This is a genomic window from Micromonospora sp. NPDC002411, assembly GCF_053592955.1.
This window is the reverse complement of record NZ_JBSFBM010000012.1, coordinates 20827-42524: the sequence shown is the minus strand read 5'-3', so window position 1 is coordinate 42524 and position 21698 is coordinate 20827. Positions and strand designations below refer to the sequence as shown.

Genomic DNA, 21698 nt, shown 5'->3' with positions numbered 1-21698 from the left:
CGCAGCGCGGTCAGTAACTCCGGTGCGATTGTCGGGTCGGGGTGCAGGTAGTGGTCCTGCCCGGTCGGCTCGGTGACCGGCAGGGTGAGCCCGACCGGGTCGACCGATCGCAGGTCGGGGACGAGCCGCAGCAGGTCCGGCAGGGCGGACCGGTCAGGTGACACCACGATGTCCGGGCCGACGACGGCGAGCAGCTTGGCGAGGCGTACCGGATCGGTGAGCACGTCCTGGTCGGACGCCGCGCGGACCAACCCGGCTGCGAAGAGCCGGCCGTTGCGGTCGCGGTCCTGGCTGCCCCCGGGCAGCCCACGCCGTTGACGGAGCAGGTCGACCGCGGCGGCACCGTCGAGGCGCTGGCATCCGGCCGGGAAGACCCGCCGGGTGTGGGCCGACCCCACCTGCCGGGGCAGGCACACCGGCACACCGCCCACCTCGTCGGTGAGCGAACGCAGAGCGGAGTACGTCAGCACCACGCCGGTCCCGATGTCGACGCCGGTCAGGTCGGCCACCGTCCGCCGGGTCAACTCGTACCCCTTGGCCAGGTCCGGCTTGTCGCCCTTGGCACCGAACACGAACGCCGAGTTCAGCTTGTCGGCGCCGTGCCCGGGGATGGGTACCTTCAGGTCACGGGGCAGCGAGATCAGGTACGGGCGGCTGCGGTCGGCCGGGATGTGCATCAGCAGTACCGAATCGGCCAGCGGCGGCTGGGTCGTGTGGCGGTCGATGCCGAGCACCAGGATGTTCACCGCGCCGGACGGAACGGGCCGACCGGGCTCGCCGACCAGCCCGGCGGCCGACGGCGTCCCGGCCCGCTCCGGGGTGAGCAGCGGCACCCCGATTCCCAGGACACCGAGCATGGCCAGAGCCGTGCCACCCGCCTGCCACCGGCGACGGCGCCTCCGCCGCACCGTCGCCAGCCGGTCGATCGCGGCCCGCAGTGGACCGGTCGGCGGGGTCAGCGGCTCGTGCCGGCTGAACGCGGCACGCAGATCGTCCTCAATCATGTTCACGCCTCCACGTACTCGGCCCGGAGCGTGGCCAGGGCTCGGGAGATGGACGAACGGACGGTCCCAACGGCGCAACCGAGGACGTCGGCGATCTCGGCGTCGGGAAGGTCTTCGTAGTAGCGCAGCACCAGGGCGGCGCGCTGCCGACGCGGCAGCCGGGCCAGCCAGGCCCAGATCTGGTCCCGATCCACGGCGGACTGGGCGTGGTCGGTGGACGCGGGCACCGACGCGTCGGGGTACTCGCGCAACAGCACCCGGCGAACCCAGGAGCCGCGCCGCCAGTCGACGTACTGGTTGGTGAGCATCCGGCGTACATAACGTTCGGGCGAGTCCGCTCGGGAAACTCGTCGCCAGTTGAGCTGGACCCGGACCATGGTTTCCTGGACCAGGTCCTGGGCGTGGTGCGGATCGCCGGTGAGCATCACCGCGTACCGCAGTAGCGGGGCCAGCCGCGTGTCCGCGAACTCCTCGTACGTCACTGCACCTCCCGGGGCTCCTGCCTCAGATGACGGGAGCGGGCGCGCCAAACATTGCGATGCGCGTTGATCACCCTTTCGGTTCGTCTTGTCGAACGGGTGGGGCCGGTCCGGCGCGGCCAGGGCCAGGGGCTTCGGTACCCTATGTGGCCGTGGACACAGCTGAGAACATCCGCGCTCTCGGGGAGAGCGTCGCCCTGAACCCGCTCGATCCCAAGGAGCTCTTGCAGACCTTCGGGCTGATCGGCGTCTGGGTGATCCTCTTCGCCGAGACCGGCCTGCTGGTGGGCTTCTTCTTCCCCGGCGACTCGCTGCTGTTCCTCGCCGGAGTAGCCTCGTCGCCGGTGGCGGACGCGATCTTCGGCGACGGCACCCGCCTCTCTCTGGCCGGCCTGCTGATCGGCGGTCCGATCTGCGCGATCGTCGGTGCCCAGCTGGGGCACTGGCTCGGCGCCCGGTACGGCCGGCCGATGTTCGAGCGGCCGAACTCCCGACTCTTCAAGAAGGAGTACGTGGAGAAGGCCGAGTACTACTTCCAGAAGTTCGGCCCGGCGAAGGCCGTGGTACTGGCGCGCTTCATCCCGATCGTTCGGACGTTCCTCAACCCGGTCGCGGGCGCGCTCGGCATGCCGGCCCGGAAGTTCCTGCTCTGGAACATCGTCGGCGCGGTGCTCTGGGTGGACGGCATCCTGCTGATCGGCTACCTGCTGGCGGAGCAGATCTACCAGGCCATCGGCGACAAGATCGACCACTACATCCTGCCGGTGGTGGCCCTGATCATCGTGATCTCGGTGCTGCCGATCTTCTTCGAATTCCTCCGCGACCGGCGGGCTCGTAAGCGCGGCGAGGCCGTCGCGGTGGTCGCGGCGGCCAGTGCCGCCGGCGCCGTGGAGGCGGCGCGTGAGGCGTTCGACCACGACGGGCACCACCAGCGCGACCGCCGGCACCCGGAGCACGGTCAGGATCGCTGACCTGACGTACGACGACGGCCGGCCCCCTGGCGAGGGGGTCGGCCGTCGGCATGTCGTACCCGGCCTCCGGTGGTGCGACCGGGGACGAGCAGGTGTCAGCTACCGGTGACGCCACCCCTGGCTCGTCACCGGACGCCGTCCCCGACGCGGGACGGCGTGTTGTGCCTACGTCAGCGGGCCTTCTTGGTGGCTCGCTTACGCGGCGGGGTCAGCAGGTCGGCGATCGTCGCGATCGCACTCGGGACCAGGCTGTAGTACGCCCAGACACCGCGCTTCTCCCGCTGCAGCAAACCGGCCTCGGTGAGGATACGCAGGTGATGACTGACCGTCGGCTGAGAGAGGCCGAGCGGCGCGGTCAGGTCACAGACGCACGCCTCGCCCTCGGGGGCCGACTGGATCAGGCTGAGCAGCCGCAACCGAGCAGGGTCGGCAAGGGCCTTGAGGACCCCGGCGAGACGCTCGGCATCGGCACGTTCGATCGGCTCGCCGTTAAGCGGCGAGATCTGAGGCATAGTCATTTCGGCCAACGCAGTTCCCACGTATTCCATCCTTCCACCAGCAGCATCGATCCGCCTGCATATCAGCAGATCCGAATCGGCAAACTTTTACGCCACAAGGCCGAGGTCAGCCAACGTATAGGCCGCCCGGTACGGCAATCCGGCGGCTCGCACCGCGTCGCCGGCGCCTCGATCAACAATAACCGCCACGCCCACGACTTCCGCCCCGGCCTCGCGAAGTGCCTCGACAGCGGTCAACACACTTCCGCCTGTCGTGGACGTATCCTCCACCGCCAACACCCGGCGGCCGGCCACCTCCGGTCCTTCGATCCGCCGTTGTAGACCGTGCGCCTTGCCCGCCTTGCGCACCACGAAGGCGTCCAGGGCTCGATCGGTCGGAGCGGCGTGCAGCATCGAGAGCGCGACAGGGTCCGCGCCCAGAGTGAGGCCGCCGACGGCGTCGTACTCCCAGTCGGCGGTGAGGTCCAGCAACACCCGGCCGACCAGAGGAGCGGCCCGGTGATGGAGCGTGACGCGCCGCAGATCCACGTACCAGTCGGCCTCACGCCCCGAGGAGAGCACGACCCGTCCGTGGACCACAGCCAGGTCGGTAATGAATTTACGCAGGTCGTCGTGGTCCCCCATGGCGATAGAGGTTACTGCTCAAGTCTGAACGCCGTGTGCGGGGTCCACCCCGACCGACCCGGTGGGGGACCGATGGTTGGCGATGTTCGACTACGCTCAGCTACTGGCCTGACAGCGGCGTGCCAGCAGCGCCTCGGCGGCTCAGCGGCCCCGGTGGGCGGGTCGAGGGTCAGCGCTCGTCGCGACCGATGCGACCGCGAGTGTCCTTCGCAACAGCCTGGAGCAACCGGCGCGGTGCGTGCCGCATGCCCGCGACGACGACCTTGTATTTCCACGCCGGGACGCTGACCATCTTGCCTTTGCGCAGGTCACGCAGGGCTTCGTCGACCACATTCTCGGCCCGCAGCCACAGCCATTCCGGCGTCTTGGACATGTTGATGCCGGCGCGCTGGTGGAATTCGGTGCGGGTGTAGCCGGGGCAGAGAGCCATCACGCGGACACCGAATGGTCGCGCGGAAAGGCCCACCGACTCGCTGAAGTTGGTGACCCAGGCCTTGCTGGCCGAGTACGTCGAGCCGGGCATCGCCGTGCCGAAACCGGCGACCGAAGAGACATTTATCACTGCCCCGTCCCGCCGTTCGGTCATCGGTCGCAGCGCCGCCAGCGTCAGCCGCATGACCGCGTGCACGTTGAGCCGCAACAGGCGGGCCTCGTCCTCCGCCGTCGAACGCAGGAACGGCTTGTTCAGGCTGATGCCCGCGTTGTTGACGAGCAGGTGCACCGGGCTGCCGTCGGCGATCCGCTGTTCCACCACGGCGCAGCCGTCGTCCGTGGACAGATCCGCCGGGATGGTCTCCACGACACGGTCGTGGGTCGAGCCCAGCTCGGTGGCCATCTCGGTCAGCCGGGCCGCGTCACGGGCGACCAGCACCAGATGCCAGCCGTCGGCGGCCAGCCGCCGGGCGAACGCCGCTCCGATGCCCGCGGTGGCCCCGGTGATCAGAGCCCGGCGCTCAACGGTCGTGGGATCGAGCGGCACGGCGGATTCCTCACCTGGGCGGGTACGGGGGCGCGGGTGGCGCCGACGGCGGCTGGTACGGGGCAGGCGTGAACGCTTGTGGTGCGGACGGCATGGTCGGCGCGGTCGAGCGGTGGCGACCGAACCAGGCGCTGGCCGCCGGCAGCGCCAGCAGCGTAGCTACTACAAGGTAACCGAGCCCCTGCGCGACGGAAAGCCCGGCGTTCAACGGGATCCACCACGACGGGTACGCGTCGCCGACCAGCCCCAGCAACTCGGCGACAGCCTGCTCACCGGAGCCCAGTTGCAGGGGTGCGGCTCGTTCACCGATCAGCACCGCCACACTGCAACAGCCGGCGAGCAGGCCGAGTCCGCTGACTACCCAGGTGGCCACCCGCGCGCCGTTGCGACCCGCCAACAGCCCGAGGGCCAGGCCGGCGAGCACCGGCGCGGAGAGCGCGGCCACCACCGCCGACAGCACAACTGACGCACGGAGCACTGTCACCACGTCGGCGATCTGTTCCGGACTGGCCGAGGTTTCCCGGGCCGCGGCGCGGAACGCGTCGACAGTCCCGCCTAGCACCGCCAGGTCGACCACGGCGTACGCGAGCGCGGCGACCGCCATCACCAGCAGCGCGCACGCGGCCAGCAGGACGACGGCGGGCCGGCGGGCCGGTGCCGATTCCGGGTACGACACGACGAATCCCTCCGGTAGGCGTCGGGTTGCAACCTACTCGGAGGGATCGTCGGAGTCGTGCTTATCCCTCGGTCAACTCGTCGACGGCGGAGTCGACCCGGGACGGTCCGCGGGCGGCGTGTCGTCCGGCCGGTTCGTGGCCGGCGGCGGCGGGTAGCTCGGCTCACCGCTCGACGGGTAGCCGGGCTCACCCGTCGACTGCGGGTAGCCGGGCTGCCCAGAGCCCTGCGGCTGCCCAGGGTAGCTGGCGCCCGGGGTGGGCGGCTCCCAGGCCGCGGTGGGCTTGCGGAAGAACTCGTTGGCCTTCGGCAGCGCCAGCAGGATCAGCGCCACGATCAGCGCGATCAGGCTGACCGCGTTGAGCAGGAGGCTGACCGGGGTGACCCAGGAGGGCAGCGCCTCTTCCAGGCGGCGCTGGATCTCGTCGGAGCTCGGCCCGCCGCCGCTGGCCTGTCCACCGGCGAAACCGCCGGCCGCGTTGCTGACCAGGCCACCACCGACGCAGCAGACCATGATGCCGCCGACAATCCAGGTGGTGATCCGGGCACCGTTGCGGCCCTGGTTGTTGAACAGGGCCAGGACGCCCAACACGATGGCGAGCAGCAACAGCACGACGCCGGCTCCGACGCCGAAGGCGACGAAGACGTCGACCACCTGGTCGGCATTCTCGACGGTGCTGCCCGCGTACGCGTCGCGGAGAGCGTCGCGCGTCTTACCGATGGTGCTGAGCGTGATGATCAGGCTGATCACCTGGCAGGCCAGGAACAGGTAGAGCAGGTAACTGGAAATCGACACGATGGACGGCCGCTGACGGTCCGGCGTGTTCTGGGAGTCGACCACGATTCTCCTTCCCTATGATCGGGCCCACACCGTATCGACAACCGGCCACTTCGGCATGCCGTCGTGTTCCGCGAGTCCTGTCCGTTCGGCTCAGCGGTCCTCGGTCGTGGGGCGGATCGTCAGGTCAGCGGGGTCGAGCAGATTACCGCGGGCCACCCGCCAGCCCTCCTCGCCGTACGCCTCGAAGGAGAGCCGCGCCCCACCACCCCCCTGGTAGTCGTGGTAGCGCACCGTTCCGGCCGACGGCAGCCCGGTCTCACCGGTGGCGGTGTAGCGCGCCTGCCCGGTCTCGGTCCAGGTGTAGCGCCGCCCGCCGAGTGCGATGGTCGGCGCGCCCGGGGTGACTGTCGCGCCCGGCTCAGCCGTCCAGAGCACCAACTCCACCTCGGGACCGTCCTCCACGGAGAGCCGCTGGTGAGTGCCGGAGCCGTCGTCGAGCAGGTGCTGCACCCAACTCCAGTCGCCCTCGACGAGGCGAATGGTGCCGCTCACCGCGTACTCCCGGTCCCGGATGCGGACACGGTCGTGCAGCGCCAGGCGGAGCGGGCCCCCGCGCGGCGACGCTGTCGCCTGGCCTCCGGTCCGGCTCGTCGCCCGCCGGCGGGCCCGCACGAGGATCGCGACCACCGCGAGTACGGCAACCGCCGCCACCAGGCACATCGTCAGCGCGTCCACCCGACCACCTCCCCAGGTACGTCGGCGCAGACGGTAACAACCTTCGGCACCTGGACGGCCCGCGCTGTGGCCGACAGCTCAGCCACGTCGTGCCAAAGCCGTCGGGTGAGCCGTGTCCGGCGGCCGCCGTGGGCCGGGCGATGACACCTGCCTAACGGGGAGCGTCGGGTGCGTCCTCCGGTGGCAGCGTCGACGGTCCGGTCGGCTCTGATGTCGTGCCGGAGGCGGCCGGCGGCAGGTGCGCGGCCGGGTCGGGGCAGATCAGGTAGCCGGGTGGGAGCTGCTGGCTCGGTGGCGGGAAAACCGGCACGAGCGGGACTGGCGGATACCCGTAGCCGGTCATGGCGTAGCTGGGACCGGGCATCGACCACGCCGGGCCAGGTGGCGTCTCCTTGGCGCTGCCGGGCACGAACCAACGGTGCGCAGGCGGCAGCGCCAGCAAGAGGACCACGGCCGCAGAGAGCGCCAGGACGGTGAACACGCTCAGCCCTATCGCAGGGAAGAGGAGGTCGTCCCAGGGATCGGTGCCGGCGTAGAGCGTGTCGAAGAACGTCGATGTCTCCCACTCCTCCCACTCCGGTGGCGGCTCCGTCCCGAACCCGGGCGTGGTCAGTACGGGCACGAGAAACCCCGCGGAGCAGCACTGCGCGAAGCAGACCAGCAGCTGCGCGCCGCCGGCGACGAAGACCAGGATCCGCGCGACGTTGCCGCCTCGCCGGACCGGGACCGCGGTGACCGCCAGCCACACCGCGAGCAGCACCGCCGGTATGCCGAGGATCAGCGCCATCGCGACGTTGCCTCGCCGCTCGCCGGCCACCTCGTCCGGGTCCGCGTCCGGCACCAGTCGCACCGCGCGGTCGATCTGGCCGTCGAAGTGCACCGCCTCGACCACCGCCAGCGCAGCCAGGCCGAGCAGTACCAGCACCACGGCGAGTTGCAGCCAGAAGGCGATGGTCACGATGACCGGGCGGGGCGGGCGCGGCACGGTGACGGGCGGGCTCATGGCTCGCAACGTACGGCGCGGCATCGACAACCGGCAGGACCGATCGGGCAGCACCGATCGGCGAATGGATCATGCTGCGGCGAGCCGCTGGGTGGCGTAGTTGCCGATGGTTTCGCGGTCCATCACGCAGCCGACGAAGGTGGTGAACTCGCTCGGGTCGTCCCGCAGCGACGTCCACGCCGCTCGGGCCGCCGCCGGGTCGATCCGCTCCAGCAGCGTCGCCGCGTACGCCCGGCCGGCGGGTGTGCCGTCGGCCAGCACCCGGTCGAGCTGTCGGCGTACCTCCTCGGGGTGGTCGTCGAGGGTGGCCGCAACCTGGTGGTACGCCTCGGTCACCGGCAACAACGTGCCGGCGATACCGACCCCACCAAAGGCGAGCGTGTCAGCCGTGACCAACGTGTCGGCGGCCGACTCCAGTTCGCGCTCCCACTTCTTGCCGATACCAAACATGCCCCCACCTTTTCCCCGTCCACCCGCTCCCCACCCTGTTGATCAAGAGGTTTGCGTCAGGAGAGGGCAACTTCTTGACGCAAACCTCTTGATCATCGTGTTCAGGCACGGTCAGGCGGCGGTTACCTCGAGGGTGTTGGTGTTGGGGCCGCGGTCTACCTTCACCGTGTCGCCGTCGCGGATCTGCCCGCCCAGGAGGGACTTCGCCAACTGGTCTCCGATCGCGGTCTGGACCAGGCGACGCAGCGGGCGAGCACCGTAGATCGGGTCGTAGCCGTGCTCGGCGAGCCAGTCCCGGGCGGCGTCGGTGATCTCCAGGCCCAACCTGCGGTCGGCCAACCGCCGCCTCATTCGGTTCAACTGGATGTCGACGATGGAGCGCAGATCGTCACCCCGCAACGAGGCGAAGACCACGATGTCGTCCAGCCGGTTGAGGAACTCCGGCTTGAAGTGCGACCGGACCACGGCGAGGACACCCTCCCGGCGCTGCTCCTCGGCAAGCGTCAGATCACCGATCACCGACGACCCGAGGTTGGACGTGAGGATCAGGATCGCGTTGCGGAAGTCCACGGTGCGGCCCTGGCCGTCGGTGAGCCGACCGTCGTCGAGCACCTGGAGCAGCACGTCGAAGACATCCGGGTGGGCCTTCTCCACCTCGTCCAGCAGCACCACCGAGTACGGCCGGCGGCGCACCGCCTCGGTGAGCTGGCCACCTTCGTCGTAGCCGACGTAGCCGGGCGGGGCACCCACCAGGCGGGCGACCGAGTGCTTCTCGCCGTACTCGCTCATGTCGATGCGGACCATCGCCCGCTCGTCGTCGAAGAGGAATTCGGCCAGGGCCTTGGCCAGCTCCGTCTTGCCGACGCCGGTGGGCCCGAGGAAGAGGAAGCTGCCGGTCGGGCGATCCGGGTCGGCGATGCCGGCACGGGCACGGCGTACCGCGTCGGAGACCGCGCCCACCGCCTCGGCCTGGCCGACCACTCGGCCGCCCAGCGACTCCTCCATCCGGAGCAGCTTGGCCGTCTCGCCTTCGAGCAGGCGGCCGGCGGGGATGCCGGTCCAGGAGGCGACGACCGCGGCGATGTCGTCCGCTCCGACCTCCTCCTTGAGCATCGCGCCGTCGGCCTGGAGCTGGGCCAGCTCCTCCTCGGCCTGGGTCAGCTCGACCTTCAGGGCGGGGATCCGGCCGTAGCGCAGCTCGGCGGCGCGTTCCAGCTCGCCGTCGCGCTCGGCCCGCTCGGCCTCGCCACCCAGGCGCTCCAACTCCTCCTTCGCGGTGGAGAGCTTGGTGATGTGGCTCTTCTCGGTCTGCCACCGCTCGGAGAGCACTGTGAGCTGCTCCCGCTTGTCGGCCAGTTCCTTACGCAGCCGTTCCAGCCGCTCGGCGGAGGCGGCGTCCGGCTCCTTGGCCAGTGCCATCTCCTCGATCTCCAGCCGGCGGACCGCGCGCTCGATCTCGTCCACCTCGACCGGCCGGGAGTCGATCTCCATCCGGAGCCGGGACGCGGACTCGTCGACCAGGTCGATCGCCTTGTCCGGCAGGAACCGGTCGGTGATGTACCGGTCGGAGAGCGAGGCGGCGGCGACCAGCGCGGCGTCGGTGATGCGTACGCCGTGGTGCACCTCGTAGCGCTCCTTGAGCCCGCGCAGGATGCCGATGGTGTCCTCGATCGTCGGCTCGCCGACCAGCACCGGCTGGAAACGGCGCTCCAGAGCCGGGTCCTTCTCGATGTGCTCGCGGTACTCGTCAAGCGTGGTGGCGCCGACCATCCGCAGCTCACCACGGGCCAGCATCGGCTTGAGCATGTTGCCGGCGTCCATCGAGCCCTCGCCCTTGCCGGCGCCGACGACGGTGTGCAGCTCGTCGAGGAAGGTGATGACCTGCCCGTTGGAGTTCTTGATCTCCTCCAGGACGGACTTCAGCCGCTCCTCGAACTGGCCCCGGTACTGGGCTCCGGCGACCATCGCGCCGAGATCCAGCGAGATCAACTTCTTGTCGCGCAGGGACTCGGGCACGTCACCGGTGACGATCCGCTGGGCCAGGCCCTCGACGATCGCGGTCTTGCCGACGCCGGGCTCGCCGATCAACACCGGGTTGTTCTTGGTACGCCGGGAGAGCACCTGGATGACACGGCGGATCTCGGAGTCCCGGCCGATGACCGGGTCGATCTTGCCGTCCCGGGCGCTGGCGGTGAGGTCGACGCCGTACTTGGTCAGGGCCTGATACGTCTGCTCCGGGTCGGCGGTGGTGACCCGGCGGTCGCCACCCCGGACGGTCGGGAAGGCCGCGACCAGGGCCTCCTCGGTGGCGCCGGCCGTCTTCAACACGCCGGACACCGCCCCACCCACCCGGGCCAGACCGGCGAGCAGGTGTTCGGTGGAGGTGTACTCGTCGCCCAACGGCCGGGCGATCTGCTCGGCGGCACCGATGGCGTTGACGAACTCCCGGGCCAGTGTCGGCTCGGCGATGCTGGAGCCCCGGGCGGCCGGCAGGGCGTCGACAGCACGCTGGGCGGCCCGGCGCAGCTCGGTCGGGTCGGCCCCGACGGCGCGCAGCAGGCCCGTGGCGGTCGAGCCGTCGGTGTCCAGGAGGGACAGCAGCAGGTGCCAGGGCTCCACGGTGGCGTGACCACGCTGGTTGGCCAGCGCGACGGCGCCCGTGATGGTCTCGCGGCTCTTGGTGGTGAGTTTTTCGGTGTTCATGGGCTCCCCCGGATCGGCGTTGTCCACTGGGTTGGACACAACCAGAGTTGAGCGTATTCCGCTCAACCTTAGCGCTGTGACGCCTGTCACTCCCGGCGACGCCACCGCCAGTCGAACTCACCCGCGGCGGGCGCCGGACCGGGCAACGGGTCCGCGTCCTGCACGGCCGACAGGCCCGCCACCAGCACCGCGAGTTGCCGGCGGCGCAGCTCAGCGGTCCGCTTCGAATCGGGTACGCGCACCGCGGCGCACGCCTCCAACACCAGGCCCAGATCCTGTACGACCACGTCCGGGCGCAGCCGACCACTGGCGCGGGCCCGATCGAACAGGGCGGCGGCCAACTCGCCGGCGCGCATCGCGTCCCGGCCCATCTCCTCGGTGGGAGTGAAGGTGCCGGCCAGGTGGACGGTGAGCGAGTGCACGTCGGCATCGACCACGCCGGCCAGGAAGGTGCTGAACGCCGTCCAGTCGTCCGGCTCGGCGAGGGCCGCGTCGGCCTCGGCGATGTACCGCCGCAACCCGTCGTGGCAGAGCCGCCGCAACAGGTCCTCCTTGCTCGCGTAGCGCCGGTAGAGGGCGCTGATGCCGACCCCCGCGCGTTCAGCGACGGCAGCGATCGGCGCCTTCGGGTCGTCCAGGAAGACCGCGCGGGCGGCTTCGAGGATGACCTCGTCGTTGCGGGCGGCCTGGGCGCGGCGGCCGCCCAGCGTCTTCTCGGGTGTCGGCATGACCTCAGAGTATCAGTGGAACGGATCGTTCCGGTCTGCTACTGTGATTGCAGAACGAAACATTCCGTTCCGAAGGAGCTCCGAGATGACCGGCACCGCGATCCGCCCGTTCCGCGTCGAGATCCCGCAGACCGCACTCGACGACCTGGCCGCCCGCCTGGACCGCACGATCTGGCCCGCCGACCTGCCCGGAGCCGGCGACACCTACGGAATGAGCACCGACCGCGTCCGCACCCTCGCCGAGCGGTGGCGCAACGGCTTCGACTGGCGTGCGGTCGAGGCCCGCCTGAACGCCCACCCGCAGTTCGTCACCGAGATCGACGGCGAGCAGATCCACTTCCTGCACGTCCGGTCGTCCCGGCCGGACGCCACCGCGCTGGTGCTCACCCACGGCTGGCCCGGCTCGGTGCTGGAATACCTCGACGTGATCACGCCGCTCACCGAGCCCACCGACCCGAGCTCGCCGGCCTTCCACCTGGTCATCCCGTCGCTGCCCGGCTTCGGCTTCTCCGGCCCGACCCGCAGCGCCGGGTGGAACCACGAACGCACCGCCCGCGCCTGGGCCGAGCTGATGAACCGACTGGGGTACGACAGCTACGGCGCTGTCGGCAACGACGCCGGCTCGATGATCGCCCCGGTATTGGGCCGACTCGACCGGGAGCACGTCCTCGGCGTCCACGTCACCCAACTCTTCTCGTTCCCCTCCGGCGACCCGGCCGAGTTCGCCGGGCTGACCGACGCGGACCAGGCGGCGCTCGGGCACCTCCAGTGGTTCTACGAGAACAAGTTCTCCTTCAACCAGGTGCACAGCCAGCAGCCGCAGACCCTCGCGTTCGGCCTGGCGGACTCGCCGGTCGGGCTGCTCGCCTGGAACGCCCAACTCTTCGACGAGAGCCTGGACGCGGACTTCGTCCTGGGCAACGTGGCGGTCTACTGGTTCACCGGCACGGCCGCGTCGGCGATCCGGTTCTACTGGGAGGACGCCCACGCCGACCAGCAGCCGACCGAGCCCACCACCGCGCCGACAGCGGTGGCCATGTTCCCCGGCGACTTCCAGTCCATCCGCCGCTTCGCCGAACGGGACCACACGAACATCGTCCGGTGGACGGCGTACGAGAGCGACGTCGAGGGCCGGGGCGACGTCGGCGGCCACTACGCGGCTCACCAGGCCACCGATGTGCTGGTCACCGACATTCGCGAGTTCTTCACCAGCCTCCGCTGACCGCGTCGCGCTTGATCGACTCAACCACGAGCGCTTGATCGACTCGACTTCCTGAAAGTTGCGGTATCCCCCTTGCTGGGACACCCCGACTTCGGCGAAGTCGAGTCGATCAACCGTCTGCCGAGGCAGTATTGTCCGATTCGTCTTGGAAGGCGGGCAGTGTAGGGCGTCTCGTGGTCGGCACGCAGGACGCAGCGATGACCGTCGTCGAGCCGCCGGTCACAGAAGACCCAGTGCCGTACCCCTTGGTTGTCCTCCGTCGAGACGGTGATCCCGCCAAGGTCGATACGCGCAAGGAAAGCGAGCGACCGGCCGGCGGTCCGGCCCAGGATCTTGGCGCGCGCGAGGTCTGGAGCGGAGATCGGCAGGTGGATCACGAAGCGCCCAGTCATCGCCACTGCACCGGGTCAGGCATGGCTGGCAGTCCTCTCTCGCCAGGGATCGCTGGCACGACCGTCCACTGAAGGGAGTGCCCGGCCGTGCCAGCGCGACGCGGACGACCAGGCCGAGAGGCCGGCTGCCTACCAGAGCTTTTCGTCCCGAGTGCCCGCCCGGTCAACATACAATGCAAAGCATTGCAGGACAAGCAGTGAGCATGCTTAGTACGCACAGTGTTGGCCGAACACCCTTCCGCGTGGGAAGATCTTGGCGCCTACCAGGAGTCGCCCCATGCCCCGAATTTCGGACCGCCAACGCATCGCGCAGGACATCCGCGACAAGATCAGCTCCGGCGAGTACGCGCCGGGCGACAAGTTGCCCTCACTCCGCGAGATGACCGCGCACTATGGCGTGTCCGCCGAACCCGTCCGCTCGGCCCTGCTGATCCTCCAGGCCGAAGGGTTGATCGAGGGGCATCAGGGCAAGGGCACCTACGTGGCCGACCCAAAGTCGTAGAGATCGACACGACATCGCCGATGTTGCGGTATCCCGGCGCTGGGACACCCCGACTTCGCCGAAGTCGAGTCGATCAACCGCGGGACCGGGTCAGGTTGAGCGCTGTCACTCCAAGATCTGCGCTTTGTTCACCAAGCGGTAGCCTTGGCTGGTGCGAGTACGTGTCGAGCAGACCGCCTTACCCGGGATCGGGGTACGTCACGATCTGGTGACGGAGTCCGGACGCCGTTTGGGCGTCGTCTCCCACCGCAACGGCCGCCGTGATCTGGTCCTCTACGATCCCGACGATCCTGACGCCTGCCAGGCGGACATTCCGCTGACCGACGACGAGGCCGAGGCTCTGGCCGACATCCTCGGCGCGTCGCTGATGCTCGGCCAGCTCTCCGGCCTTCGCGAGCAGGCGGCCGGGCTGCTCACCGAGCAGATCGCCATCCCGGCCGGTTCGCGGTACGTCAACCGCCAGCTTGCCGACACCAAGGCGCGTACCCGCACCAGCGCCTCCATCGTGGCGGTGCTGCGCGAAGGCGAAGTAATCGTCTCGCCACTCCCCTCCTTCCGCTTCGCAGCCGGCGACGTGGTGGTCGTCGTCGGGACCCGACGGGGTCTCGACGGTGTGTCCGCCATCCTCGCCGACAGTGACCCGGACGGCTGAGGCGGATGCACGATTTCACCACGCTGCTCATCGAAGTCGGTGCGCTGCTGTTGCTGCTTGGCCTCCTCGGCCGGCTGAGCCGGCGCTTCGGCCTCTCGCCCATTCCCCTCTACCTGCTCGCCGGGTTGGCGTTCGGACACGGCGGGCTACTTCCGCTCGCCGCCAGCGAGGAGTTCTTCGCGGTGGGCGCCGAGATCGGCGTCATCCTGCTGCTGGTGATGCTCGGCCTGGAGTACTCGGCCAACGAACTGGTTGGCAACCTCCGCTCGGCAGCCCCGGCCGGGCTGATCGACGGTGTCCTCAACGCGCTGCCCGGAGCGGGGTTCGCCCTGCTGCTCGGCTGGGACTGGGTCGCCGCCCTGGTGCTCGGCGGCATCACCTGGGTCTCCTCGTCGGGGGTGATCGCAAAGGTCCTCGCCGACCTGGGCAGGCTCGGTAACCGGGAAACCCCGGTGATCCTCTCGGTGCTGGTCATCGAGGACCTCGCGATGGCCCTGTACCTGCCGCTCGTCACCGCCGTACTGGCCGGCACCGGCCTGCTCGGGGGCGGGATCGCGCTCACCGTCGCGGTGGGCACTGTGCTGATCGTGCTGGTGGTCGCCATCCGGTACGGCCACCTGATCTCGTCCGCCCTGTCGGCGAAGGACCCGGAGGCGCTGCTGCTCGGCGTACTCGGTCTGACGTTGCTGATCGCGGGCATCGCCGCGTCGCTCCAGGTGTCGGCGGCGGTCGGCGCGTTCCTCGTCGGCATCGCGCTCTCCGGCCCGGTGGCGCACCACGCCACCGAGTTGCTCTCGCCCCTGCGGGATCTGTTCGCCGCGGTGTTCTTCGTCTTCTTCGGCCTGACCACCGACCCGCAGGACATTCCGCCGGTGCTGCTGCCGGCGCTCGCGCTGGCCGTCATCACCATGGCGACGAAGACGGCCACCGGTTACCTCGCCGCCCGTCGGGTCGGCATCGCCGAACCCGGTCGATGGCGGACCGGTCTGGCACTCGTGCCCCGGGGTGAGTTCTCGATCGTCATCGCCGGTCTCGCGGTGGCCGCCGGGAGCGTCGAGCCGCGTTTGGCAGCGTTGGCCGCGACGTACGTCCTGATCACCGTGGTGACCGGGCCGATCCTGGCCCGGCTGCCGGACTTCCCGTGGTTCAAGAGGTGGCTGCGTAACCGCGCGGCGGCCCAACGACAGATGCCGGTGCCGATCCACGACTGACCGCGAACGTCAACGGGTGGGTCCTCCGGTCCAGCGGAACGCCGCTGCTGCGTGGGTCGCACCTTCGCGGAGGTAGAACCGGTGTGCCTCGGTCCGGGCCAGACCGGACTCCAGGAAGACGTAATCGGCGCCCTGTTCGTGCGCCCACGTCCTGGCAGCGGCCAGGAGGTTCGAGCCGACACCCCGAGACCGCCAGTCGGGGTGTACGGCGAGATCCTCGATCGAAGCCCGACGGCCGAAGCGCACCGAGAGGATGTCCACGTAGACGCTGACCACGCCGACCAACTGGTCCTCGTCCGATCGCGCCCCGAAGAGTGCGACGCCTTCGTGGTCGAGCAATTGCGCGGTCCGTTCGACGGCGCGGTCGTTGTCCCAATCCACGGGACGGCCACCGGGTGGGGCGAAAAGCCATTCCAGCCCCGTGACGAACTGAGCTTCAGCGCCTCGCTCGAACCGTCGAACGTGGATTGTCATAGGAGCATCATCGACCGCTCTGTCGATGCGGGCGTCCCGCCCATGCCAACGGTTGCGGAATTGCTCCCCACGGGGACTACCGCAGCACCCGGCGGCAGGTTACCGTTTCGCCCCAGCAGCCATGGTCCGCAGGCAGCGTTGCCACCCGCGGGCCAGAGCGGAAGGTTGGCCGGTGAGCGTGCAGGAGTCGACGTTCCACGGCTTCGCGAACCCCGTCGATCCGAGCCCGGCGGAGTTGCGAGCTTGGGCGTACAAGCCCGATTCGGTGCCGTTGGCCTCGATGCCACCCGACTGGGACCTACTGGTCTCCGGTGACCGATTGGTCCTGACGCTCTTCGAGTTAGCAATGGATCCGACCTGCCCGGCGCGCCGTTTCGCGTTGCACTGTCTCTACATCTACGCGGCCGACGGCATCCGGACGAACTTCCGCGCCCACCCCAAACGGCGCTTCCGCAAACTCGTGGAACAGGCCGAGCGGGACGGCGACGAACTGATGAGGATCTGGGCGCACAACGGTCGCGTGCTGTTGGCCCGGCCGGACCTCTTCGTCTATCGCGACTGGTGCGAAGGCGGCCTGGTCCGCGAGAACCGCCGCCTCGGCTGACAGCGCGCTGGTCGTCAGCGGTGATGGTGGTATCTGCGCCACTGTCGAGCACTCATCTACGTGAACGGGCCGGGACCCCCGCGCTGAGATCGCCAGCGTCCCGGCCCGCACTCACCCACGTGAACGGGCCGGGACCCCCCGTGGGTCCCGGCCCGTACGTCGGTTGCCGGTCAGTCCTGCTTCTGTTCCTTCTCAGGTCGACTCCGGTCGCCCGGTTCGGCGAACCTGCCGCCGACGACCCGGTCCCGGTAGGTCCCCTTGGTCACCCTGTCGAACTTCTCGCGGACGGTCTCGGCCAGGTCTTCCAACCGGTCTTCCGTCTGCTGGGCCACGTTCTTCGCCGGCTCCGCCATCGCTCCCCCTCGCCATGCCGGTAGGTCCGGATTAATCCGATTGGACCCGTATCGACAGGTTAACCGAAGCGGCCCGGGGCCGCGCCGGGAAATCCGGTACGGCCCGGGCCGAGGAGGCAGATCCGGGTGAGCGGCGGGTCAGCGACCGGGCGTGCGGCGGGGCCGCCACACCACCAGCGCGGTGGACGTGCGGTTGGTCGGCACCAGGTCACTGCCGGGGAAGCGGGCCAGCGACTCCAGTTCGGCAATCCGGCGGTACGCGGCGTCGAGCTCCGCTTCCAGCCGAGCCACCCGCTGCTGAGCCTGCTCCAGCAGTCGCTCCAGCCCGATGATGCGCTTCACGCCGGCCAGGTTGATCCCGTCGTCCTGGCTGAGTCGCTGCACCTCGCGCAGCAGCACCACGTCACGGACGCTGTACCGGCGGCCCCCGCCAGCGGCCCGGCCCGGCTGCACCAACCCGAGTCGGTCGTACTGGCGCAGGGTCTGCGGGTGCATCCCCGCCATCCGGGCCGCAACCGAGATCATCAGCACCTTGGCCTCGTAGGCAGGGTCACCCGAACCGAGGAACTCGCCCGACATCCCGCTCACCTCCGCGTCCATTCCAACGGACTAACTGACCCGACGCACCCGAGCGTCGAGATGTTCCCTGGCCGCCGGCGGGCTCTGCTCGGCGAACGCCTCCAGCGCCGCGCGAGCCTCGTCCGACAACCGGGCCGGAACGACCACGTCCAACGTGACCAGCAGGTCACCAGCCTGGCCGTCGCGACGAACCACACCCTTGCCGCGGGCCCGCAACACGCGCCCGCTCGGCGTTCCCGGCGGCACCCGCAGGGTCACCGCGCCGTCGAGCGTCGGCACCCGCAGGTCCGTGCCGAGCACGGCCTCCGCGAAGGTGACCGGCACGGACAACGTCAGGTCGTCGCCGGTACGCCCGAACAGCTCGTCCGGTCGAACCTTGACGTGCACGAAGAGGTCGCCCGCCGGGCCGCCGCGCTCGCCCGGCTCGCCGCGCCCGGCCAACCGGATGCGCTGACCGTCGGCCACCCCGGCCGGGAACCGCACGTTCATGGTGCGGGTCTTGGTGACGCCCCCGGTGCCGTGGCACTCCGGGCACTTCTCCTCGACCACAGTGCCGACGCCCTGACAGTTGCGGCACGGCTCGGAGAAGCTGAACGCCCCCTGGTCCCGGGTGGTGACCCCGGCACCGTGGCAGACCGGGCAGGTACGCGGCTGGGTGCCCGGCTTCGCCCCGTTGCCGTGGCAGGTTTCGCAGACTCCCGGCGCGCGCAGCGTCAGGGGCAGCGTCACCCCGCGCACCGCGTCACCGAAGTCGAGCGCCACCTCGGTCTCCACGTCCCGGCCACGGGCCGGACCGCGCGGTGCGGCCTGACCACCGGCCTGACCACCGCTGAAGATCGAGCTGAACAGGTCCTGGAAGCCGGCGCCGCCGAACCGACGGTCGCCGCCGGCACCGCCGAACATGTCGGAGACGTCGAACGGCATGCCGCCCGGCTGACCTCCGCCCCGTGCGTTGCGGCGGAAGGCTCCCGAGCCGAACAGCGAGCGCATCTCGTCGTACTCACGTCGGCGACCCGTGTCGGACAACACGTTGTACGCCTCGGACGCGGCCTTGAACCGCTCCTCGGCCTTGGGGTCGCCCGGGTTGTGGTCCGGGTGCGACTCGCGGGCCAGCTTGCGGTACGCCTTCTTGATGTCATCGGCGGAGGCGGCCTTGTCCACGCCGAGCACGGCGTAGAAGTCCTTCTCGATCCAGTCCTTGGAACTCACCGGTCCACCTCCTCTCGCCCCTCGTGGCCCGACCGTCCCGCCCACCGTTGGGTGGTGGGCGGGACGGCCTGGTCACTGTTTCGCACTATTCCGGGTCCGCGACCGCGACCAGCGCGGGGCGCAGCAGTCGCTCACCGAGCTGGTATCCGCGCCGCATGACCTGCACGCAGGTCGGCTCGCTGACGTCGGCCGAGGTCTGGTGCGCGACCGCCTCGTGCCGGGTCGGGTCGAACGGGTCGCCCTGCTCGCCGAACGCGTTCAGGCCGAACTTGCCCAGCGCGGTGGTGAGCTGTTCCGCCACCGTGCCGAACGGCCCGACCAGGTCGCCGTGTTCCCGAGCGCGGTCCAGGTCGTCGAGGATCGGCAACAGCGCGGCCAACACCGAACCCGTGGCCTGCTCCTGCACCAGGCTGCGGTCCCGGTCGACCCGCTTGCGGTAGTTGGCGTACTCCGCCGACACCCGCTGCAGGTCCCTGGTGCGCTCGTCCAGGTCGGCCCGGAGCGCCTCCAGCTCGGCGCCGAGCGAGGTGCCCGGGCCTCCACCGTCCACCGGCTGCGCCGGGGCGTCCACCACCGCCGGACCGGACGGCTCCGGCCCGTCGGTGGAGTTGACCTCGACCTCGATCTCGTCGACCACAACCTCGGCGTCCTCGACGAGGCCCTCGGCCGGCACGCCGGTCTCCGCGTCGGCCGCGGTGCCCTCGGGCTCCGAGGTGTCGATGAGCTTGCGGTTGTTGCGGATGACGACCCCCTCCCCGTCGCCGGTGGTCGGCTCCGTGGTCGCGGAGCCACCCGGCGTCGACCCGGTGTCGTCCGGGTCGGCGGCTCGTGGCTTCTGCGTCATGCGGCTACCTCATCCCCTTCGCGGTGGAAACGTGTCGGAGGCCGACGGTCACTTCTTGCCGTCCTCGTCCACGATCTCCGCGTCGACCACGTCGTCGGCGCCGCCAGCCTGCGCGCCGGTCGCACCGGTCGCACCGGTGGCACCCGGGCCGGGCTCGCCGCCCGGCTGCTGACCCTGCTCGGCCTGCTGCGAGTAGAGCAGCGAGCCAGCCTGCTGGGAGACCTGCGCCAGCTTCTCGTGCGCGGACTTGATCTTCTCGATGTCCTGACCGCCGAGGGCGCCCCGAAGCTCGCCGAGCGCCTCGTTGAGCTGCTCCCGGTTCTCGGTGGGCAGCTTGTCGCCGCTCTCCGCGAGGAACTTCTCGGTCTGCCACTGGAGTGCCTCGGCCACGTTGCGGGTCTCGGCGTCGTCGCGGCGGCGCTTGTCCTCCTCCGCGTGCTCCTCGGCGTCCCGGCGCATCCGCTCGATGTCGTCCTTCGGCAGCGAGGAGCCGCCGGTGATCGTCATCTTCTGTTCCTTGCCGGTGCCCAGGTCCTTGGCGTGCACGTTGACGATGCCGTTGGCGTCGATGTCGAAGGCGACCTCGATCTGCGGCACGCCGCGCGGCGCCGGCGGGAGGCCGGTCAGCTCGAAGGTGCCGAGCTTCTTGTTGTACGCCGCGATCTCCCGCTCACCCTGGAACACCTGGATCAGCACCGACGGCTGGTTGTCGTCGGCAGTGGTGAAGACCTCGGAACGCTTGGTCGGGATGGTGGTGTTGCGCTCGATCAGCTTGGTGAAGATGCCGCCCTTGGTCTCGATGCCCAGGCTCAGCGGGGTCACGTCGAGCAGCAGGACGTCCTTGACCTCGCCCTTGAGCACACCGGCCTGGAGGGCGGCACCGACGGCGACGACCTCGTCCGGGTTGACACCCTTGTTGGGGTCGCGGCCGGTGAGCTGCTTGACCAGGTCGGTCACGGCGGGCATCCGGGTCGAACCACCGACCAGGATGACGTGCTCGACGTCGGAGATCTTGATCCCGGCGTCCTTCACGGCCTGCTCGAACGGGCCCTTGCAACGGTCCAGCAGGTCCTGCGTCATCCGCTGGAACTCGGCGCGGCTCAGCGTCACGTCGAGGTGCAGCGGGCCGGCCGCGCCGGCGGTGATGTACGGCAGGTTGATGTTGGTGGTGGTGGCTGCGGACAGCTCGATCTTGGCCTTCTCGGCCGCCTCGCGGAGGCGCTGGAGGGCCATCTTGTCCTGAGACAGGTCGATGCCGTGCTCACCACGGAACGTCTTGACCAGGTGGTCGATGATCCGCTGGTCCCAGTCGTCGCCACCGAGCTGGTTGTCACCGCTCGTCGACTTGACCTCGACGACGCCCTCGGCCAGCTCCAGCAGCGACACGTCGAAGGTGCCGCCACCGAGGTCGAAAACCAGGACGGTCTGCTCCTTGGAGCCCTTGTCCAGCCCGTACGCCAGGGCGGCAGCGGTCGGTTCGTTGACGATCCGCAGCACGTTGAAGCCGGCGATCTCACCGGCCTCCTTGGTGGCCTGCCGCTGGCTGTCGTTGAAGTAGGCCGGGACGGTGATCACCGCGTCGGTGATCTGCTCACCCAGGTACGCCTCGGCGTCCCGCTTGAGCTTCATCAGGGTCCGGGCCGAGATCTCCTGCGGGGTGTACTTCTTGCCGTCGATGTCGACGGACCAGTTCGTGCCGACCTCGCGCTTGACCGACCGGATCGTCCGGTCCGGGTTGGTCACTGCCTGGCGCTTGGCGACCTCACCGACGAGCACCTCGCCGTTGCGGGCGAACGCGACGATCGACGGGGTCGTCCGCGAGCCCTCAGCGTTGGCGATGACGGTGGGCTCACCGCCCTCGAGAACGCTGACGCAGGAGTTCGTCGTGCCGAGGTCGATACCGACCGCACGTGCCATCTTCGCTTCCTCGCTTCGTAAGGTTGTGCAGGTGACGGGCGCTGCCCGCGGCTGCCTGGCGAGCACCGCCCGCAGCGGGCCCCACCACA

At 69.8% G+C, this 21698-nt stretch carries 24 protein-coding genes and 1 pseudogene; 6 read left to right on the top strand and 19 right to left on the bottom strand.

Annotation, left to right across the window (positions count from 1 at the left end; translation table 11 throughout):
• The coding region (locus ACWCO3_RS03265; RefSeq protein ID WP_450008245.1) for an LCP family protein at positions 1-1004 on the bottom strand (1004 nt) is incomplete at its 3' end.
• Between the two features lie 2 nt (positions 1005-1006).
• On the bottom strand, positions 1007-1486 hold the full coding sequence (locus ACWCO3_RS03260) for a SigE family RNA polymerase sigma factor (protein ID WP_450008243.1): 480 nt from the start codon (positions 1484-1486) through the stop codon (positions 1007-1009).
• Between the two features lie 143 nt (positions 1487-1629).
• On the opposite strand from ACWCO3_RS03260, the gene ACWCO3_RS03255 reads away from it, so the two are divergent.
• Positions 1630-2454: a DedA family protein gene (locus tag ACWCO3_RS03255; protein WP_145778207.1), complete on the top strand. Its 825-nt coding sequence runs from the start codon at positions 1630-1632 to the stop codon at positions 2452-2454.
• 170 nt (positions 2455-2624) lie between these two features.
• On the opposite strand, the gene ACWCO3_RS03250 is transcribed toward ACWCO3_RS03255, so the two are convergent.
• The 10 genes from ACWCO3_RS03250 to ACWCO3_RS03205 all read right to left on the bottom strand — a co-directional run bounded on the left by ACWCO3_RS03250 (position 2625) and on the right by ACWCO3_RS03205 (position 11650).
• Complete coding sequence (locus ACWCO3_RS03250; RefSeq protein ID WP_030332125.1) at positions 2625-3002, bottom strand: ArsR/SmtB family transcription factor; 378 nt, start codon at positions 3000-3002, stop codon at positions 2625-2627.
• A gap of 57 nt (positions 3003-3059) precedes the next feature.
• Positions 3060-3596 carry an orotate phosphoribosyltransferase gene (gene pyrE, locus ACWCO3_RS03245; RefSeq protein WP_145778208.1) on the bottom strand — a complete coding sequence of 179 codons (537 nt, stop codon included), beginning with the start codon at positions 3594-3596 and terminating at the stop codon, positions 3060-3062.
• A 169-nt stretch (positions 3597-3765) separates the two neighbouring features.
• A complete protein-coding gene (locus ACWCO3_RS03240; protein ID WP_145778209.1) occupies positions 3766-4575 on the bottom strand; it encodes an SDR family NAD(P)-dependent oxidoreductase in 810 nt (269 codons plus the stop codon).
• A 10-nt stretch (positions 4576-4585) separates the two neighbouring features.
• Positions 4586-5251: a hypothetical protein gene (locus ACWCO3_RS03235; protein ID WP_145778210.1), complete on the bottom strand. Its 666-nt coding sequence runs from the start codon at positions 5249-5251 to the stop codon at positions 4586-4588.
• Positions 5252-5323: 72 nt separating this feature from the next.
• Complete coding sequence (locus tag ACWCO3_RS03230) at positions 5324-6091, bottom strand: hypothetical protein (RefSeq protein ID WP_450008240.1); 768 nt, start codon at positions 6089-6091, stop codon at positions 5324-5326.
• Positions 6092-6181: 90 nt separating this feature from the next.
• Positions 6182-6751 carry a DUF4178 domain-containing protein gene (locus ACWCO3_RS03225; RefSeq protein ID WP_450008249.1) on the bottom strand — a complete coding sequence of 190 codons (570 nt, stop codon included), beginning with the start codon at positions 6749-6751 and terminating at the stop codon, positions 6182-6184.
• A 166-nt stretch (positions 6752-6917) separates the two neighbouring features.
• On the bottom strand, positions 6918-7769 hold the full coding sequence (locus ACWCO3_RS03220) for a hypothetical protein (RefSeq protein WP_450008238.1): 852 nt from the start codon (positions 7767-7769) through the stop codon (positions 6918-6920).
• A 69-nt stretch (positions 7770-7838) separates the two neighbouring features.
• Positions 7839-8219: a hypothetical protein gene (locus ACWCO3_RS03215; protein WP_145778213.1), complete on the bottom strand. Its 381-nt coding sequence runs from the start codon at positions 8217-8219 to the stop codon at positions 7839-7841.
• A 111-nt stretch (positions 8220-8330) separates the two neighbouring features.
• A complete protein-coding gene (clpB, locus tag ACWCO3_RS03210) occupies positions 8331-10922 on the bottom strand; it encodes an ATP-dependent chaperone ClpB (protein ID WP_145778214.1) in 2592 nt (863 codons plus the stop codon).
• An 86-nt stretch (positions 10923-11008) separates the two neighbouring features.
• Positions 11009-11650 (bottom strand): TetR/AcrR family transcriptional regulator, encoded by a 642-nt coding sequence (locus ACWCO3_RS03205; protein ID WP_450008236.1) that lies wholly within the window; start codon positions 11648-11650, stop codon positions 11009-11011.
• An 85-nt stretch (positions 11651-11735) separates the two neighbouring features.
• Between ACWCO3_RS03205 and ACWCO3_RS03200 the strand changes: the two genes are divergently transcribed.
• Positions 11736-12872, top strand: coding sequence for an epoxide hydrolase family protein (locus ACWCO3_RS03200; protein WP_450008234.1), 1137 nt, complete (start codon positions 11736-11738; stop codon positions 12870-12872).
• A 152-nt stretch (positions 12873-13024) separates the two neighbouring features.
• Here ACWCO3_RS03200 and ACWCO3_RS03195 read toward each other — a convergent pair.
• Positions 13025-13264 (bottom strand): annotated as a pseudogene (locus ACWCO3_RS03195) (hypothetical protein); the annotation flags it as partial.
• Between the two features lie 277 nt (positions 13265-13541).
• Between ACWCO3_RS03195 and ACWCO3_RS03190 the strand changes: the two are divergent.
• From ACWCO3_RS03190 to ACWCO3_RS03180, 3 genes are all read left to right on the top strand, one after another.
• The gene (locus ACWCO3_RS03190; RefSeq protein ID WP_145778217.1) at positions 13542-13766 is read left to right on the top strand and encodes a winged helix-turn-helix domain-containing protein; all 225 of its coding nucleotides are present in this window, start codon (positions 13542-13544) and stop codon (positions 13764-13766) included.
• Between the two features lie 151 nt (positions 13767-13917).
• Positions 13918-14418 (top strand): cation:proton antiporter regulatory subunit, encoded by a 501-nt coding sequence (locus tag ACWCO3_RS03185; protein WP_145778218.1) that lies wholly within the window; start codon positions 13918-13920, stop codon positions 14416-14418.
• Between the two features lie 5 nt (positions 14419-14423).
• Positions 14424-15629, top strand: coding sequence for a cation:proton antiporter (locus ACWCO3_RS03180; RefSeq protein ID WP_357931668.1), 1206 nt, complete (start codon positions 14424-14426; stop codon positions 15627-15629).
• 9 nt (positions 15630-15638) lie between these two features.
• On the opposite strand, the gene ACWCO3_RS03175 is transcribed toward ACWCO3_RS03180, so the two are convergent.
• Positions 15639-16010, bottom strand: coding sequence for a GNAT family N-acetyltransferase (locus ACWCO3_RS03175; protein ID WP_208744894.1), 372 nt, complete (start codon positions 16008-16010; stop codon positions 15639-15641).
• A 265-nt stretch (positions 16011-16275) separates the two neighbouring features.
• Here ACWCO3_RS03175 and ACWCO3_RS03170 point away from each other — a divergent pair, with 265 nt between their 5' ends.
• Positions 16276-16707 (top strand): hypothetical protein, encoded by a 432-nt coding sequence (locus ACWCO3_RS03170; protein WP_145778221.1) that lies wholly within the window; start codon positions 16276-16278, stop codon positions 16705-16707.
• A 170-nt stretch (positions 16708-16877) separates the two neighbouring features.
• Here ACWCO3_RS03170 and ACWCO3_RS03165 read toward each other — a convergent pair whose 3' ends face one another.
• The 5 genes from ACWCO3_RS03165 to dnaK all read right to left on the bottom strand — a co-directional run bounded on the left by ACWCO3_RS03165 (position 16878) and on the right by dnaK (position 21609).
• Positions 16878-17060: a hypothetical protein gene (locus ACWCO3_RS03165; protein WP_145778222.1), complete on the bottom strand. Its 183-nt coding sequence runs from the start codon at positions 17058-17060 to the stop codon at positions 16878-16880.
• A gap of 138 nt (positions 17061-17198) precedes the next feature.
• The gene (locus tag ACWCO3_RS03160; RefSeq protein WP_088991285.1) at positions 17199-17639 is read right to left on the bottom strand and encodes a heat shock protein transcriptional repressor HspR; all 441 of its coding nucleotides are present in this window, start codon (positions 17637-17639) and stop codon (positions 17199-17201) included.
• A gap of 30 nt (positions 17640-17669) precedes the next feature.
• Positions 17670-18848, bottom strand: coding sequence for a molecular chaperone DnaJ (gene dnaJ, locus ACWCO3_RS03155; RefSeq protein WP_355024984.1), 1179 nt, complete (start codon positions 18846-18848; stop codon positions 17670-17672).
• A gap of 85 nt (positions 18849-18933) precedes the next feature.
• Complete coding sequence (grpE, locus tag ACWCO3_RS03150; RefSeq protein ID WP_269681679.1) at positions 18934-19692, bottom strand: nucleotide exchange factor GrpE; 759 nt, start codon at positions 19690-19692, stop codon at positions 18934-18936.
• 48 nt (positions 19693-19740) lie between these two features.
• Positions 19741-21609: a molecular chaperone DnaK gene (gene dnaK / locus ACWCO3_RS03145; protein ID WP_355024983.1), complete on the bottom strand. Its 1869-nt coding sequence runs from the start codon at positions 21607-21609 to the stop codon at positions 19741-19743.
• Positions 21610-21698 lie beyond the last annotated feature (89 nt).